Consider the following 16,631-nt stretch of genomic DNA (forward strand, 5'->3'; position numbering starts at 1 on the left):
ACCCAGCGTTTGATTACATGCAACAATATGAAAACAAGTATTAATAAACAATGCCTTACGGCGTAATTTAAACAACCATCAATTTGCACCCTCTTATTTCAGGCTGTAAAATGACCATATTGTGTAATTTTATTACATCACCTCTTCTATCCGTTTTACATCCTTAAGGTCACTATGTTTAATAATGCTAAAACCAGCACTCTGACGGCTTTGCCCTCGGTGATCGCGAGTATTCTCCTCATCATCATAGGTATCTCATCCTATCGTAGCTTTACCGATCTCGGTGAAACTAGCCGTCGCTTAGTCAACAATACCCAACTGGCAGAAACCTTTACCAATATACGTGCTGAATTCTTTGAAATTCGTTTAGCGACGCTAGTCCATAATGAGAAAGGCATTACCGAACATCAACAGAACATTGGCCAGCTAGTCGCTAAACTCTCTGAGTTTGATACCAATTTCATGGGCCAAAATGCGCGTAACATTCAGACTTTACAGCCACAGATAGAGCAATATGTCCGTCTTTACCGACAAGAAGTTACGCTTGCTGAGCGCACCGCCACAGAAGCGGAATTAACTGAGGAACGTCGTGAACTTGGTCCTAAAGTCAGCGATCAAATTAATCAACTCGTTTCACTAATCACTATCCGTAACCATGAGTTAGGAACTCAGGCAGGAAGTAAGATTGCTATCGCAGAAAGCTTGTTACTAGGCCTGATCTTATTTGCCATCGTCGCCTCACTTCTCAGCGCGCTCTTTATGAGCAAACGCTTAGTCCGAATCGTCAATGACATTAAGCTGGTAATGGAACGCCTAGCCAATGGCGACCTGACACATAAGACAAACATAAAGGGTGACAACGAACTCTGCTCACTCGCCACCGATCTCGATCGCGTTATCGATAATCTACGCCATATCATCTCAGATATTACCCAAGCCTCAGATCACATGTCTGACCAAATTGGCCAACTGAATGTGCAATCCAATACTAATAGTGGTGCGCTACAAACTCACGCAGTCGAAACCGACCAAGTCGTAACGGCCATGACAGAAATGAGCGCGACTGCCCATAACGTTGCTGGTGATGCCGCGTCTGCAGCCCAGTTTACTCAGCAAGCCAATGAACAAGCTGATAAATCGAAGAAAGCCGTTGAACAAGCCGCCAACACTGTGATTGCCTTGGTGACTAAAGTCGATGTAGCAGCCGATGCGATTAATGATATGAACGAAAACACTCGTCATATCGCCGCTATTTTAAATGTAATAGGCGAGATTGCCGATCAGACCAATCTGCTCGCGCTTAATGCGGCCATCGAAGCCGCCCGTGCAGGTGAACAAGGTCGAGGCTTTGCCGTTGTCGCCGATGAAGTGCGTACATTGGCCGCTCGTACTCAAGCCAGTACATCCGAGATCAATCAGATGCTTGAACGTTTACGCCGCGGTGCCGATGCAGCCGTGACCGCAATGGAGCAAACCAAACACAGTTGCCAACAAGCCGCTGACACAACCACTCTGGTAACGGAAAACCTCGATACCCTGACCGCTTATGTGTTCGATATTAATGGGCTTAGCACTCAAATCGCCACCGCCGCCGAAGAGCAAAGCGCCGTGACCGAAGAAATAAACCGTAATCTGACCACCATTCGTGAAATGGTCGATGAACTGAATCAAAGCGGTAAAGCCACACTTAACAGCGCTACAGCTTTAGCCGCGACGAAGGAACAACTCGTCGGCGTGGTATCGCATTTTAAGCTTTAAGCTAATATTTACTCATCCACTCTCGAAACAAACCCCTCGCGAGGGGTTTCACTTAGTTACTGAGCCGCAATTTAACTGCAAAGAACGTATCAAGTCACGGCAACTGAATTGACCCACCTTGCCCAATATGACAGCTAGCATCACGGGAGATAATTGCCGCATGAAGGTTATGATCACCCTCTAATACGACTTTTCCTTGCTCGACAAAGGTAATGAGTAATTCCCCAGTATTAAGACGATGGGGAGTCGGCTTAGCAATATTGCCGAAACTAGGCTCAACCACTAACTCCTCAACACCTAATTGACCATTAGGGTTCAGACATCGACGCCAAAGGGATAATCCACTATTTTCTTGAATGGGGTAAACATAATAAATATCAATATTGCCATCTGGTCTGATAATAGCCTTAGCATCGTGCACTGCCGCATCAGTCAAGTTAATAGGTATAGCCTCTGTCCAAGTATTCCCTAAATTACTGGATATTCTAAAATGAGTCTTAATGATAAAGACAGGTTTACCGCTGGGCTGAGTTTGACTTATGCGGAAGGATTTTTGAAAAAAATAGACAATATCACCACCGGAGAAAGATGAAAGATAAGGCATAAAACCTGAACTATCTATAGCTGAGGGGGTATCAAATTTGACGCCATCATTACTTAGTGCAAAATAAAGACTGCAACATTTTTTGGCGGTATACACAATAGCAACGCTGTTGCGACTAACTCGATGAAATTTAATATTACTTGATGGCGCAATCGCATCCTTTAATGATACTGGTTCTATTTCGACTAAAACCCCATTACGCAATTTGGCTCGAAATACATCAGCCTCAGACTTAAAGCTGCGGGCCTCAAGATAATACAACCAATCTTCGCCATTAAAGTTAACTAAACTCACGGACGAGACTATATTAGAAGGACTTTCAGGTAAAATATTGACTAATGCACCTTTATCTAACACGCCATGATCAAAATTTAAAGGAGTATACCTCAACCAACCTTTTTCCATCTTATATCCACTCCAAGATTCATACACTAAAGTATTGGATGTTCCAGATTGGATTAGGGCACTTGTAAATTGAATGGCGCTGGGATGCTCTACGCGCAGTACATTTTCTCTTTTTAAAGGCAGTTCATTGCCACTCGCCGTAAATGAACATGCAATAACAATATATATAATTACCCGCTTTATTATCCATTCATCAGGTAAGAATTTCATATTTATTCATCCTTAAATATTGAATACCACTAAAAAACTGCGGACACAGCCAATCAACGATGCCGTCGTCGGCTTCCATGTAACGCCCACACACCATATTCGTACTCAATACGTTAAGCGGCACACTTGCCACATTTAGTTCACAGCCTAACTTTATATTACCTGCCAACTACCTAGCTAATCACTTTAAGAATCGGGATATATTAAGATGAAAAATGTGCTCGTCACCTCAGGCTTGTGCCTGTCAGTTTTGCTACTGAGTGCTTGTAATTCGGATGATAAATCCCGATAAGTGTGTTAACAATAATACCCTGACTCGAATCGTGACTATCAACTTGGCGACCGGCGCTATTGGCCAATATTTGTATCAGCAAGAAATTGCCCAGAACTCTAACTCAGCGATCGTTGCCTTAAGTAACAGCCAATTTTTAGTGTTAGAACGTGATGGCAAGTTTTTTAATATCGACACTGATGTGATGAAGCATGTATACAAGATAGATATAAGCGGCGCGACGGATCTCGAGACCGTCGCTGCACAAGCTGATATCGCCCAAGATGCAGCGTTAGGTTTAACCCTTAAAGGTAAAACCTTAGAACAGGTAGCGCTAAGCGATGGCTGGGAGGCACTTGCAGCCAATGGCATCATACCCGCGACAAAATCACTGGTGCTTGATATGGCCGCCAAAACACAATATCCCCATGACAAAATGGAAGGTTTGTGGCTCATTGATAATAAGCGTTTGGGTGTGCTAAATGACGACGACTTCGCCACTTGGAGTAATAACAACACCTTAGAACAGAAATATCTCGATAGTGCGCAAAGTGATATCGACGGCAACACTTTGTATATCGTTGACAACTTGCCCTTATCGGCTGATAAATAACCATTGAGTATTCAACCGCATGAGTCATCACTGTCTTTAGTGATGGCTCATGATGCACTCAAGTTGTAATAGAAGTCGTTATCGCGAAAACATAAAACACCTTGCATCAGCACATCACTTAAGGATTAACCGATGAAAACTGCTTCACAGGCGATGATGTCATTCACGTTAGCCTCAAGTGCCCTGCTCGCTTCATGTGCAGCACAGGCCAATCCTGTTGAAACATCAAGGGAATATAAGTTACTGCTCGACCCAAGCCACTTTAATTACGCCACTCAAAGTACAACCGCCAATAACTATCTAACGGATGCTAAACAAGTCATTAGCAACGCTATCAGTCGTAATATCACAGGCTCTTGGGCATTAACCAAAACACGTCAAGTAGCCTTCTATGACACCCCAACCAGTTGTCAGTTAAAGCAATTAGGTTATATCTTTCGTAACCGAACGAGCGATGGCAAAAGTGAAGTAACCCTTAAATTTCGCAGCCCTGATCGATTTATTGCTAACTTTGAAGATCTCAGCTCGACCGATAATCAAGCCGACACTAAACTCGAAGCCGATATCAGTCCAGATATCAATAATGGCATCCGCATCGTGTATAGCCATTCAACCACCACGCCAAACACTCGCACCTTAAATGATATGGCCGATGTAAATAGTCACTTTTCAGGCTTTGCCGACGCTTACGGTTTAAGTAACAATCTCACACTCGCCAAAGTCGGTGGCCTTACGATTAATGAATATGTGTTTGAAGGCAGTGAAATCGATTTAGGCAGCATAGACGCCTCACTCGAACTCACGCTGTGGTACACCAGCTCCCCAAGTGCCTCGCAGCAACCCGTGATTGCCGAAGTATCCTTTAAATATAAAGATCCCAATGGCAATTACACCGCCAAAGTCGCGCAAAGAGCCAAGCTGGCTTTCGACGCTATGGCGCAAATGAGTGCATGGAACTCAACGAGTTCACTTACTAAAACTGCTTTTATCTATGCAGCAACACCCAATTTTTGCAGTCAATAGTGACACACAAATCAGCGTCGTTAATACTAATACCAATCGCATTAAATATCTGTTAATTAAGCGGGAATTCAACGCGCTTTAGACAAGGCGAAGGCTTGAAGGCATAGTGGTGCTCTGTCGAAAGCCTTAAACGCAGTATAAAGCGCGTTGCCATGCCGTTAACATCAGCCGCCATTTGGGAGCCCCTTCAAACTGGCAATGCCACACAATAGTCACGGCAGTGCTATCGCTGCAATTCATCCGCCAGTCATAACACAGTGGCAAACAGCAAGACTTGCTTGTAGCATAACAAGCCACTATGTTAGCCAACTTCACTAGCACTACCGCTTGCAAGTACCCGCTTAACTACAAGGATGTTATGAAGATATTCACGATTGCGACTCTCCTATTACTGCTGACCCTAAGCTTTGCAGCAACAGCGGAAAAATCCGCGCTGGAACAGTTATTTGAGCAACAACAATACAATGCTTTCTTACAACAAGCGCAGCAGCAAGCCGCAGAAAACAATGCTGATGCGTTATTTCTACTGGGTAAAGCCTACCATCTCGGCCGTGGCGTCACGCAAGACAATGCCACCGCCAGCCAATACTATGAACAAGCCAGAGCCTTAGGTTCGGCCCGTGCCAGCCATAACCTAGGCAGCATGGCGCTGGATAATGATCGAAAAACGCAGGCTATCCCCTTGTTAGAAGAAGCACTGGCGCGGGGCCTTAAGCTACCGACCTTATATAACCTAGGACGAGCACACAGTCCGGCAGATCCCAGCTCAAGGTTCTATCTAACGAAAGCAATCGCAGCGGCGCAGCGAGCGGGGAGTTACTTTGGGCAAGCCTTTGAACTTCAACCCGACAACCTCTATCTGGATAATGCCTCACGCGAGTATCTGCGCGCTTACTTAATAGCGATGCAAAGTGTCGGCAGCGAAAGAGAAAGTCTCGACCTCCCGCAGTTACGCCAGCAAGCCATAAAGTGGCTGGAATTGGGTATGGCAGCAGATAACGGTACGGCGTGGACAAACTACGGCGCCCTACTGTTGAACGAAAATGACTACAGCAGTGCGAAAGCCGCATTTTTACAAGGTGCTAAGCGTCAAGTTGCCATCGCTAACTATCATTTAGGCAGTATGGAAGAGCGCGGTTTGGGCGCAGAAACCGATAAAGTGCAAGCACTGGCATACTACGAGAAAGCGGCGTTAGCGGGCATGGAACAAGCGAAGGCTCCCGCTTATGAACTGCTTAAGGCACAACTGGAATATGAAGACGATCTCACTAAATTGGAACAGGGCATAGCCCGCTTTAATGCATTAAAACAGCAAGATCAGTATGTTCCCATCTCACTGGACTCAGTTATTAATCGGTTGGCATGGGGCACGTTTCTGGCACAGCAGCGGCAACAGATTATTTCGCTGCCAACAGCGGCCAAAACCCAATTAAGCTTGCAGGCCTGTGGTTTAGGCTACAACCAATTGCATGGCAGCACATACAATATTGGAGAAAACTCACACTGGCGTATGGCGGCGTATCTAACCTTAGCCGACAAAATCGCTTTACCACTTGAAGGCAGAGTCGACGAGCATGGTTGTGCCAGCTTAACGATTGCCATGACAGTTCAGCTGTATCGCTTGTTACAACAAGGTGCCGTATTCGGATTGCGCTTTCCTAACTACACCCTGCCACTGGCATTAAGCCAGCAAGAAAATATCTTGCAGCTGACACTCATGCCCGTCGAGACCCCATTACCGGTTAATTAGTCACAGCAATTTAACCCTGTGGCCGCGCTTGCTAGGCCACAGGTATTGTCTATTTTCGCCAGCAACATCTTAATCTTGCGATTCCCTCGCCCAATATCCCGCTAACATGGCGCCTGATAGGTTATGCCATATCGAGAATATCGCGCTGGGGATGGCAGAAATAGGGCTAAAAAACTTGATACACAAAGCGGTAGCTAGGCCGGAGTTTTGTAGGCCGACTTCGATGGAAATAGTTTTGCAGACGGTATGGTTAAAGCCTAATAAACGGCAACAGAAGTAGCCTAAAGCGAGGCCAAAACCATTATGTAAGAACACTGCCAGCAAAATAATGGGGCCAACTTTATCAAACTGATTGGCATTTAATGCCACGATAATGGTAATCGCCATCACTATTGCCAAAATAGAAATCAACGGCAATGCGGGAGCGACTTTGGCCACCAGCGATTTAAAGAAATGATTGATGATCACGCCTGCGCTAACGGGGAATAGCACGATTTTCACTAAGCTCAGTAGCATGTCGGCGAAGGGAATATCGATCATTTCGCCAATCAAAAACTTAATAATCAGTGGCGTTAATACTACGCCCGCTAAGGTTGACAATGCCGTCATGGTTATCGATAAAGCCACGTCACCTTTTGCCAAATAACAGACCACGCTTGAGGCGGTGCCGCCTGCCACACTGCCCACCAACACCATGCCTATGGTGAGTTCCCTATCTAATCCTAATAACTGGCTGATCAATAATGCGCTGAGCGGCATGACCGAAAATTGCAGTATCAGTCCAGTCAGCACGGCACGTTTTTGTTTGAATGCATTAGCAAAATCCTGCAGATCTAAGGTGAGTCCCATAGAGAGCATGATGATCACTAACAGCGGCACTATGGCGGATTTAAGCTCAGTAAACCAACTCGGCATTAAATAAGCGGTCACAGCGCCTATAAGTGCCAACAGCGGGAAGAAGCGGTTTACGTTTACCAACATAGCTAGCCCTTTAGATCAGGAGGTTATTTTATCGCTCGGATGATGACAGTCGAGCCTCGGATAGACAAGCGCTAATCCACAAGCAATAAAGCCTAGAATGGTGATTTTTTAATCTCCACATTTCGACTGACACCTTAAGTTAACTCCCCAAATTCACAATGAATTCCGCCCCAAAGCGCAGGATAAAAATGCATTCTTGATCGCTAAAACATGATCTGCTTAACAAAAAGCCCGTGATTTCCTTGTTAGGAAACCGTAACTTATAACCAGTTCACGTTTTAACAATTACATACGATGTAGTCTTATTGCGCTAGGTGGTCGTGAATTACCTAAAGCAATTTCGGTGTTTACGGTTAGCACTCACAGATAGGAATCGTTATGTCTTCAGTTATCCAAACGCTCAGCGGCGCTATCGCAACGCCTTATCAAGCGAATATTACCGTCCCTAACTGGATGCTCGGCTCGATGGAACGAGTCATGCAGTACTACGTCGATAAGAATCTTCGCCTCGATACCCTTTCCGCAGAAATGATGCCAGCGCCCGTAGAAGGCAAAAAGTATATGCTGTACGCGCATATCCCCTTCTGCCATACCCTGTGTTCTTACTGCACCTTCCACCGTTTCATGTTCAAGGAAGACAAGGCACGCGCCTATTTCATCTCATTGCGTAAAGAGATGGAAATGGTCAAAGCCCTCGGCTATGACTTTGAATCTATGTACATTGGCGGCGGCACCACCACAGTATTAGAAGATGAATTAGCCCGTACTATCGAACACGCGAAAACCCTATTCCCGAGCATTAAAGAAGTCTCCTGCGAGTCCGATCCGCAGCATTTAGATAGCCCTGGCTTTAAGCAACTCAAAGGCCTAGTGGATCGCATGTCCATCGGCGTGCAAAGTTTTAATGACGATATTTTAAAAATGACTGACCGACTCGATAAGTTCGGTACGGGTCAACAAACTTTCGACAAGATCATGGGCGCCAAAGAGCTGTTCCCAATTATCAATGTCGATCTGATTTTTGGTTTCCGCGGCCAAACCGATGAAGTGATCCAACACGATCTCGACATGGCATCGCGTTTAGATCCAAGACAAATTACCACTTATCCGCTGATGATCACCCACCAGACTCGCAAGAGTGTAAAAGGCAAGTTAGCGGCTCCGCAGGCGGATATGGCCAACCAATATCGCCAGATCTTAAACAGCCTGAATGGCCAATATAATCAATTGTCTGCATGGGCATTTGGTAAAACCGATGACGAAGGATTTGACGAATACGTTATCGACTACGACGAATATTTAGGCGTAGGTTCTGGCTCATTCAGCTTCTTGAATGACACCCTATATGTAAACACTTTCTCGCTGCGCAAGTACCAAGAACGCATTGCCGCCGGTCACATGGGTGTCGAGCAGCAAAAGAACTACAGCAAAAAAGACGTGATGCAATACCGCTTTTTGCTGGGCATGTTCTCCGGCCGTTTATCACGTAAATATTTCCGCGACACCTTTGGCGTCAATTTAGATACCGCCTTGTTTAAAGAAATGACGTCGATGAAGTTAATTGGCGCGATCAAGAATGACCCAAGGGATCCCGACAATCTGATCGTGACCGACAACGGCAAGATGATGGGTCTCTTGATGATGAAAGAGTTTTATTCAGGCATGGACAACGTGCGCGCCCAGTTGCGTAAACCGCTCAAACCCTGTGATATGTAACACTTACGGGTGATTGTTGATTCATAAAGACTAAACAGGCCCTTCGAGGGCCTTTTTGTTAACTTGGTTTAAAGGTAGTCTTGCCTTATACCAATCGTATTAATGCTAGCTTGAGCGCGATCCCAGTCATAAAGGAGTATGGGTTATGGGTTTTAATGAACAAGAAAAACATGCCTTATTGGCACTCAAAGGCGTTGGCCCCACTGTGATAAAGCGCTTCGAAGAAATTGGTATCAGTTCACTACAACAACTGGCACAACACGAAGTGGATGATATCGCGAACTTAGTCGCCAGCATGCTGCGTACCACGTGCTGGAAAAACAGTCCCCAAGCGCGAAACGCAATAGGTGCGGCCATCGAACTTGCCCGCGCCCACCCGCTAGCAAACGAATAGTCATTCCTATTGATGAATACAACTAACAAAAAGCCAGAGTCAATGCTCTGGCTTTCGTTTAAATGTTAGCAATAAGGTATCGGCTTAAAAACTGTAGGTCATACCTAACCAGTAACGGCGACCATCTTCAAGATAACCGTATTCCTCTTGGGTAATGTCCTTATCGAAGGCGTTGTAAATGCCCGCGCTAAATTTCAGGCTATCGTTCAACTGATAGTTAGCCCCTAAATCCAGCAGAGTGTAAGAAGGTGCGATAAAACTGCTCGACGACGGTCCCGTCGTCGGTTGGCTCTCTTCGCCACGGTAGTTCACTCTCAACCAAGTGCTTAAGTTATCAATAGGCTCGTAGTTGAACGACGCTTGGATCAAATGCTTAGGCAATTGATTCAATGGGCTGCCTTTGTAAGCACCCGTCTTTTGCTCTGAATCCGTGTAAGTGTAGTTACCCGTTAAGCTCAGGTTGGAGCGAATCCGATAGTCGATACTCAGCTCAATCCCTTGAGTCACAGCATCGTCAATATTCACGTAAGTGGTTGGGTCGGAACCAAATTGATTGGGGCCATCGGTACATTGAGTCGCAGGACAGGCCACGCGGGTGATCTTGTCTTTAAACTCGTTATAGAACACGCCCGCACTGGCGGTAATGCTCTCGGTCAGATCCGAATACACACCTAACTCATAGTTCACTGAGGTTTCGGGTTGTAAATCTGGATTACCGTACATGTTGCCGCCACGGCTCACTTGTCCCCAATCGGGCACTGTCTGACGCAAACTCGGCGCCCTAAAGCCCGTCGACACGCCGCCCTTTAAGGTGGTGCTGTCGGTTAATCCCCACACGCCGTAAACACGCGGGCTGACATGGTGACCAAAGTTTTCATCGTCATCCAAACGCAGCCCCATGGTCAGGGCAAAGTTATCGACTATGCGCCATTCATCCTCAGAAAATACCGACCATTGTCTGCGACTGATATCGGTTAAGTCGCTGACCTGATTGCCGGTTTCGTCGGTTAAATCTTGATGGTTAAATGCCGCGCCAAAAGTCGCCGTATGGCTTTGGCCTAAGGTGGTGATCAGGCTAGATTGCACATCCGTGTTAGTGATCTTCATCTTGCGGGTTTTGTTATCGAAAACCTCATGCTTGATATAAGAATCCGAGGTACCAAAGTCCCAACGCCCTGTGTGTGACAGCGAAATGGTGCTGTTTTCGTATTCTGTCGTTGAAGATTGAGGACAACCGCGACGACCGCAGGCTTCGCCCGGCGCCAGCGGTGTAACGGTTTTGCCTAAGCTGCTGTCGAGTTCTTGGTTTGACATCCCAACTTCGAGCATGATGTCGTGGTTTTCATTGGGGGTGAGCGCAAAACGCGCGGTCAGATTCGTCGCATCACGGCCACGGTAACCGCCGTAGATATTATCTTCTTCACGCTGAGTGTATTGACCGTACAGTTGCATCCCCAGCAGATCTTTAATCAAACCACCGTTGACGAAAAAGTTACTCTGGTACACATTCCCCGAGGTCGACTTTTCCTGCAACGTCGTGTCGAGTCGCACTTCACCCTGCCACTCATTCGGCACTTTACGGGTGATAATGTTGATCACGCCGCCAATGGCATCCGAACCATAAAGTGATGACATAGGCCCGCGAACAATTTCAATTCTATCGATGGCCGCCAATGGTGGAGTCCAAGCGCCTTCAACACCTGGACCGTCGCTGTTAGTACGTGTCTCGCGCGAAGATTGGCGTTTACCATCCACTAAAATTAACGTGTATTGGCTGCCCATGCCCCGCAGGCTGATGTCCTGACGGTCAGCGCCGCCGGTAATCACCACACCGGGGACTTCTAACATGGCATCGGTTAAGTCGCGATAGAAGCGGTTATCCAGATCCTCACGGGTGATCACACTAATAGATGCGGGTGCGTCGCGAATTTGTTGTTCAAATCCCGATGCGGTCACTACGATTCTTTCCATCATCTTTTCTTTATCAGGCGCGGTATCCGCAAGGGCATTTGTCACAGGCACTGCGGGCAACAAACATAAAGCGGTGATCACTTGAGCGAGGTACTTCTTACGACTTAACAACATAACCGACAAGTCTCCATTGGACACAAATTGTAAATGAGAACAATTTTCAATACGGCAATGTATCCCTATGTTACAATCAGCTCAAGTTAGACTTTAGGTATTCACTTGTAAGAGTTACTTAAAAATGAATAAAAACATGATCAAAGGCATGATCGTTTTTGCGGCAATCGCAGAAAAGGGCTCAATGAGCGCCGCAGCGCAGCAGTTAAACCTCAGCTCCTCGGCTGTGAGTCAACAAGTGACTAAGCTCGAAATGGATATGGGGATCAGTCTATTCCACCGCAATACTCGCAATCTTACCCTCACAGAGGCGGGCAGCTTGTTCTATGAAAATTGCCGAAAAGTCATCGCGATAGTCGAAAGCACAGAGCAAAAACTCAATAACTTGAAAGGGATTCCTTCGGGGGAATTAAAGATTGCCGCGCCCATAGGTTTTGGCGGCGGCCTATTGAGCGAGCCCTTTAACTACCTGTTGGCGGCGCATCCGCAGATAAGTTTGAATTTACTGCTGCAGGATGGCCCAATAGATATAGTCAACGAGGGCATAGATCTGGCAATTTGCATCGGGCCTTTATCCGATTCCAACTTAATTGCCCGCCACTTAGCCGATTGGCGCATGTTGCTGTGCGCCTCACCCGATTATTTGCCAATGCACAAAATTTTTAAGCATCCAGCTGAATTAGCAGTCTTTAATCGCATTAATCACCCCTGCGCTAACAGTGAAACCTTGACCCATGCCCGCAGCCAAGAGTGCTTCGAGCTGACAAGCCAGCGCATTACGGTCAACAATATGCAGGCATTAATCCAACTCACTCTCGATGGTCTCGGGTTTGCCGCCCTGCCCGAACCTGAAGTACACAAATATCTCGAAAGCGGCCAGCTTGTCACCCTCTTACCCGAGTGGTCACTCAATACCTACAGCGTTTATAGCGTCACTTCAGCGCGGGATAAGCAGCCCGCGAAAGTGAAAGAAGCGCTCAATACGCTTAGCCAATACTTTAGTCAGGCGAATTTTAACCCTGCCTATCACTTTAAACCGTGTGTTCAAAAAGACGGCACAAAGGGTAGCGTAACCAATATCTTACCCATAAAGCCCAAGCAAGCGTCCCATCACACCGACGTCGACCACGCTTCTTAAACGTGCCCTATCTGCATTCATTTCTGCGCTAAGCTGGGGTATTCTGCTGGGATGAACCGATAAAAAGATGTAACTCGATGAAAGATGTGGCCTTAGTGTTGGAAGGTGGCGGCCTCAGAGCCATTTATACCGCAGGTGTGTTAGACGCGTTTTTGCAGCAGTCGCTCAACTTCAACTATGTGATTGGGGTATCAGCGGGTGCCATTTATCCCGCGTCCTATGTGTCCCGCCAATTTGGGCGTAATCTTCAAATTCAGCAGCAATATCTCAACGACAAACGCTATATGGGCCTGCGCCACTGGCTGGCGACAGGCAACTATGTCAACACTGACTTTACCTATCGCCGCATGGCCTATGAGTTACTGCCATTTGATTTTGATACATTTTTAAATAGTAATACCGAATTTAAGGTTGGCGCCTTTAACTGCAATACAGGGAAAACCGATTACTTTGGTATGGACGATTTTAATGACCACGATAAATTACTCGACGTGCTCATCGCCTCCTCTAGCCTGCCTTTTATGTCTAAACCCAGTGTGATTAACCAACATCATTACCTCGATGGCGGCATCGGCGAACCGATACCGTTAGCACAATCACGCAAAGATGGTTACTCACGCCAAGTGGTGATCTTGACTCAAGATCAGCATTACCAAAAATCCGCGATGAAAATGAATTGGTTAGCCCGCAAAGCCTACAAACGCTACCCCGCGGTTGCCCATGCGTTAAGTGAGCGCCACCGAGTTTATAATCAAGCATTAACCGAGTTAGACCAAGCAGTTGCAGCTGATAACGCCTTTGTGATCCGCCCAGCGCAGCCACTTAATTTATCCAGGCTCGATCGCAATATCGATAAAGTGACCGCCGTCTATCAACAAGGGCTAGCGGATGGGAAAACAGTCTTGCCAGCACTAACCGCTTGGTTAGCGGCGCCAAAAGAGCCTAAACCCGAGGCGTAATCGACTGCAGCACTTGGCTGATGATCAGTTCTCGCAGCCATTTATGGCTCAAGTCGTGCTCGAAGTGTTTATGCCACATCAATAAATACGCGCCGGGGATCAGCTTGATAGGCGATGGTAAAGACTGAAGATCGAAGGATTTCATCACAGCAAATGCATAACGTGACGGCGCGCAGAGGATCAAGTCGCTCTGTTCACACAGGGTGAGTGCACTCTGAAAGTCAGTCATGTTCACGGCGATATCACGCTGGCGGCCCTCAAGTTGCAACACATCATCCAGCAACCAATGCTCTAAACCACCAAAGGCCACTTGCAGATGGCGATAACTCAAGAAGGTGTCTAAATTCCATTCTTGTGTTAATGCGGGATGATCGCGACGCATCAAGCACACAGGATAATCCTGCACTAACTCGACATGGCACAAGTCATCGGGAATATGACTCACATGCATGGGCGAACGCTCGTCCCACTCGCGGCAACCTATGGCTAAGTCGATGTCGCAGCGCAGTAATCTGTCCATGGTATCGAGACGCCACGTTTGGCAATTGAGACTCACACCGGGCGCTTGGGCGAGCAGCGAGGGCATAAAATGCGGGAAGGTCAGCGAGTATGTGGTTTCAACCAAATGCATTCTAAACTGCCGCTGACTTAAGGCGGGCTCGAAGGTGTCGGGCCGCGTAAATTGCGCCAATTGCTGTAAACATTGGCGCAATTCAGGCGCGAGTGACAAAGCCTTAGGCGTCGGCTTTAAACCGTAGGCGGTGCGCTCAAACAGAGGATCATCAAACACTTCCCTCAGGCGTGTCAGTTGTTTACTCACCGCCGACTGGCTCAAATGCAAACGCGCCGCTGCGGCCGTCACACTTTGTTCCTCAAGCAGGATTTCAAGTACGGGTAGTAAATTCAGATCCAAACGTTTTAGCATCTATCCCTCATTTACCCCAAAATACTGACTAGGGCTGCACTTTTTTAAATGGATTTAACCTTAAATTCTGTGGCAATTTCATCAACAACAGCGACAGTAATATTACACCTATCCCCGCCCACTGACGCATGTCTAATGTCTCACCCACAATCATGACCCCTAATGATACGGCAACCACGGGATTGACTAAAGCAACCATGCCCATGATTTCTGGCCCTAAATTTCGCATCGACCACAACCAAGCCCAATAAGCGATGGCGGTGTTAGCAATCACTAGCCATATTAACGATGGCACCACTGTCAGGCTCGGTAATTGCGGCGGGCCCGCCATAAACCACGCTAGCGGGATTAACATCAAACCACCCAAAAACAACTGCCAGGCGGTGAGCACTAAAAAGTCACCCACATCCCACTTTTGCATCCAGCGAGAAGAGAAAGCAATTAACGTCGTGGCGCTCAACATGCACAACACGCCGATAGGATCGAGATCCGCCGACGGGTTAAGCAGTAAAATCACCCCGCCAAGGCCCATTAAGCCTAATAGTAACCACTTCATCCCAGGGCGTTTTTTATCAATCACCCAAGCTAAGATTAAGAAAATTAACGGCAGCGTCGCCCCTAATGTCCCCGCCACTGCGCCCGGCAAACGATACGCGCCGATAAATAACAAGGTGAAGAAAGCGCCGATATTACAAAAAGCCAGCAAACCGAGCTTTGACCACACCAGCGTTGGCAAGCGAGGACGCAGCATCAACATCAGTATCCCCGCAGGCAGCGCGCGCCACACCGCCACCCAATAGGGCGACATGTCATGTAAGTAGAGACTCACTAACGCATAGGTCGTCCCCCAAAATACAGGGGCGAGTAAGGCGATTACAAAAGGCATAATAACTCTTCAAAAAGTATCTTGATGTGAAGATATGTTATTCTCAGTCTTCACTCCTAGCAAGTGAAGTTTATGAATATCTCATTATCGGCGGGAGTTAATCAGGTTAACTATTTGATTTTAAAACTAAGGTTGCCAGTCATTGTAGGACAGATGGATAGTTTGATAAATCTGGCTTAACTCTCCAGTCTGCCGCAGTAATTCAATCATGCGAGTCAAATATGCATCTACGGCATCCCCTTCGGGGCCTTTGGCAATCACAAACACATCTTCAAAATCGCCAAAGTCTTCACGGTGGATATTATGCAACTTCAACTGTTTCAGCATCATATCGGCCTCTTCCTGCGCCCAAACGAAAGCATCGATACGGCCATGGGAAAGTTTTAGCAAAGAACGTTTAATGGTTATCGAAGGTTCCGCAGGGATAGGCATGTAATCTGGGATCGCCTCAACGGTAAATACGCGCCCCGTTTGCTGCTGATCAAATAACATGGCCTTCGTTATCGGCTTATCCACATTGGTATAAAGCACGTGGGTGACTTGCCCAAATGAAACAGAACTAAAACGGTAAGGTAAGGCATCTAACGCGGCATTATTACGGATTGCGGGCAAACCAAAATCAGCACGACCAAGCGTCACGCCTAGCATAGCCCGTGAAAGCGGAAAAACCTTAATCTCAATTTCAACCTCAGGATCTGCCCTATCAATTGCTTTAACCAGTTCCACAAATGGCCCTGTGCCATCGGCATTAATTAATCCAGGGATCTCCCCTAAATAAGCCGTCATTTGCCGCTTGCCGCCAGCATTAATGACAGCATCATCCGCGGCATAGGCTGGGGTGAAAATGCTGTGAAGGAAAAGCACAGAAAAAATACACAAGGTAATAAAGTGACTGAACATGAGTGGTCCCTCG

At 46.8% G+C, this 16,631-nt stretch carries 14 protein-coding genes; 8 read left to right on the forward strand and 6 right to left on the reverse strand.

From position 1 onward, the window contains the following. The first annotated feature begins 174 nt into the window (after positions 1-174). Positions 175-1,758, forward strand: a complete 1,584-nt coding sequence (locus KV201_RS16495) for a methyl-accepting chemotaxis protein (RefSeq protein ID WP_012586478.1) — start codon at positions 175-177, stop codon at positions 1,756-1,758. Positions 1,759-1,852: 94 nt separating this feature from the next. On the opposite strand, the gene KV201_RS16500 is transcribed toward KV201_RS16495, so the two are convergent. Beyond that, positions 1,853-2,977, reverse strand: a complete 1,125-nt coding sequence (locus tag KV201_RS16500; RefSeq protein WP_226059935.1) for a hypothetical protein — start codon at positions 2,975-2,977, stop codon at positions 1,853-1,855. A gap of 275 nt (positions 2,978-3,252) precedes the next feature. Between KV201_RS16500 and KV201_RS16505 the strand changes: the two genes are divergently transcribed. The 3 genes from KV201_RS16505 (at position 3,253) to KV201_RS16515 (ending at position 6,634) form a co-directional block, all read left to right on the forward strand. Further along, on the forward strand, positions 3,253-3,861 hold the full coding sequence (locus KV201_RS16505; RefSeq protein WP_226059936.1) for an esterase-like activity of phytase family protein: 609 nt from the start codon (positions 3,253-3,255) through the stop codon (positions 3,859-3,861). A 132-nt stretch (positions 3,862-3,993) separates the two neighbouring features. Further along, positions 3,994-4,884 carry a hypothetical protein gene (locus KV201_RS16510; protein WP_226059937.1) on the forward strand — a complete coding sequence of 297 codons (891 nt, stop codon included), beginning with the start codon at positions 3,994-3,996 and terminating at the stop codon, positions 4,882-4,884. A gap of 358 nt (positions 4,885-5,242) precedes the next feature. Further along, positions 5,243-6,634 carry a tetratricopeptide repeat protein gene (locus KV201_RS16515; RefSeq protein ID WP_226059938.1) on the forward strand — a complete coding sequence of 464 codons (1,392 nt, stop codon included), beginning with the start codon at positions 5,243-5,245 and terminating at the stop codon, positions 6,632-6,634. 69 nt (positions 6,635-6,703) lie between these two features. Here the strand turns inward: KV201_RS16515 and KV201_RS16520 are convergent, their stop codons facing one another. Continuing rightward, complete coding sequence (locus tag KV201_RS16520) at positions 6,704-7,615, reverse strand: bile acid:sodium symporter family protein (protein ID WP_226059939.1); 912 nt, start codon at positions 7,613-7,615, stop codon at positions 6,704-6,706. Positions 7,616-7,993: 378 nt separating this feature from the next. Here KV201_RS16520 and KV201_RS16525 point away from each other — a divergent pair, with 378 nt between their 5' ends. Beyond that, a complete protein-coding gene (locus KV201_RS16525) occupies positions 7,994-9,331 on the forward strand; it encodes a coproporphyrinogen III oxidase family protein (protein WP_006084542.1) in 1,338 nt (445 codons plus the stop codon). A 145-nt stretch (positions 9,332-9,476) separates the two neighbouring features. Beyond that, positions 9,477-9,725 carry a hypothetical protein gene (locus KV201_RS16530; RefSeq protein WP_012090508.1) on the forward strand — a complete coding sequence of 83 codons (249 nt, stop codon included), beginning with the start codon at positions 9,477-9,479 and terminating at the stop codon, positions 9,723-9,725. Between the two features lie 84 nt (positions 9,726-9,809). Here the strand turns inward: KV201_RS16530 and KV201_RS16535 are convergent, their stop codons facing one another. Continuing rightward, positions 9,810-11,810, reverse strand: a complete 2,001-nt coding sequence (locus tag KV201_RS16535) for a ligand-gated channel protein (protein WP_126493108.1) — start codon at positions 11,808-11,810, stop codon at positions 9,810-9,812. A 124-nt stretch (positions 11,811-11,934) separates the two neighbouring features. On the opposite strand from KV201_RS16535, the gene KV201_RS16540 reads away from it, so the two are divergent. Both KV201_RS16540 and KV201_RS16545 read left to right on the forward strand, forming a co-directional pair. After that, a complete protein-coding gene (locus KV201_RS16540) occupies positions 11,935-12,948 on the forward strand; it encodes a LysR family transcriptional regulator (protein WP_226059940.1) in 1,014 nt (337 codons plus the stop codon). A gap of 77 nt (positions 12,949-13,025) precedes the next feature. After that, positions 13,026-13,907 carry a patatin family protein gene (locus KV201_RS16545; protein WP_226059941.1) on the forward strand — a complete coding sequence of 294 codons (882 nt, stop codon included), beginning with the start codon at positions 13,026-13,028 and terminating at the stop codon, positions 13,905-13,907. Here KV201_RS16545 and KV201_RS16550 read toward each other — a convergent pair. The 3 genes from KV201_RS16550 to KV201_RS16560 form a co-directional block, all read right to left on the reverse strand. Continuing rightward, positions 13,891-14,832: a LysR family transcriptional regulator gene (locus KV201_RS16550; RefSeq protein WP_226059942.1), complete on the reverse strand. Its 942-nt coding sequence runs from the start codon at positions 14,830-14,832 to the stop codon at positions 13,891-13,893. The genes KV201_RS16545 and KV201_RS16550 overlap by 17 nt on opposite strands. Positions 14,833-14,860: 28 nt before the next feature. After that, entirely contained in the window at positions 14,861-15,718 is an 858-nt protein-coding gene (locus tag KV201_RS16555) for a DMT family transporter (protein ID WP_063882377.1), read from the reverse strand. 126 nt (positions 15,719-15,844) lie between these two features. Then, complete coding sequence (locus KV201_RS16560; RefSeq protein ID WP_226059943.1) at positions 15,845-16,618, reverse strand: transporter substrate-binding domain-containing protein; 774 nt, start codon at positions 16,616-16,618, stop codon at positions 15,845-15,847. Positions 16,619-16,631: the final 13 nt, after the last annotated feature.

This window comes from Shewanella sp. SR1, assembly GCF_020447145.1.
Lineage (GTDB): Bacteria > Pseudomonadota > Gammaproteobacteria > Enterobacterales > Shewanellaceae > Shewanella > Shewanella baltica.